This window comes from Bradyrhizobium niftali, from assembly GCF_004571025.1.
GTDB classification, from domain to species: Bacteria; Pseudomonadota; Alphaproteobacteria; order Rhizobiales; family Xanthobacteraceae; genus Bradyrhizobium; species Bradyrhizobium niftali.
This window is the reverse complement of record NZ_SPQT01000138.1, coordinates 1-660: the sequence shown is the minus strand read 5'-3', so window position 1 is coordinate 660 and position 660 is coordinate 1. Positions and strand designations below refer to the sequence as shown.

At 61.8% G+C, this 660-nt stretch carries 1 protein-coding gene; it reads left to right on the top strand.

What is annotated here, in order from left to right:
- Positions 1-403, top strand: a 403-nt coding sequence (locus E4K65_RS46800; RefSeq protein WP_135179772.1) for an IS110 family RNA-guided transposase, incomplete at its 5' end; no start/stop codon positions are given.
- Between the last annotated feature and the right edge of the window lie 257 nt (positions 404-660).

Sequence of the window (660 nt, the reverse complement as noted above, 5' to 3'; positions counted from 1 at the left end):
GTGCCAACGGCTCGGCAAAATCGAAGGCGTCGGACCTGTGACGGCAACAGCCTTGATCGCCGCCGTAGGCGATAGAAGCTGTTTCAAGAACGGCCGACAGTTCGCGGCTTGGCTTGGCCTGGTGCCAAAGCAGCGATCCAGTGGAGGGCGGGCCCGCTTGTTCGGCATCAGCAAACGCGGCGATCGATACCTGCGGACTCTGATGATTCACGGAGCTCGCGCCGCTTTAAGCCGGGCTACTGGCAAGCAGGATCCGCGAAGCCTCTGGCTCGGCAAGATGCGGCAACGGCGCCATCCCAATGTCGTGGCCGTGGCTCTTGCCAACAAGAATGCGCGGATCGTGTGGGCTATGCTCACAGGCAACGCGGCTTATGAGCCGGCGCTGTCGGTGAAGGCGGCCTGAAGCGAAGCGGCAATCAAGGAAAGGAGGTCTCACCCGACAATTGCAACAAATGGCAGGAGATGGCGAAACGGTCACCCCCGTCGCTTCCCGAACCTGATGTGTGGACCGGCACGGCTTGCGCCGATGTCTCGGGGCCGTTGAGGTGGAAGCGGGCGAAAACCATCGAGGCTCGCGGCGGAGACGTTGTCCAGCCGCATCAAGAAGCCGGATATACGTCAGCAGTTGTGACCGTCGATCCTGATCAAGCCGGTCGTTGC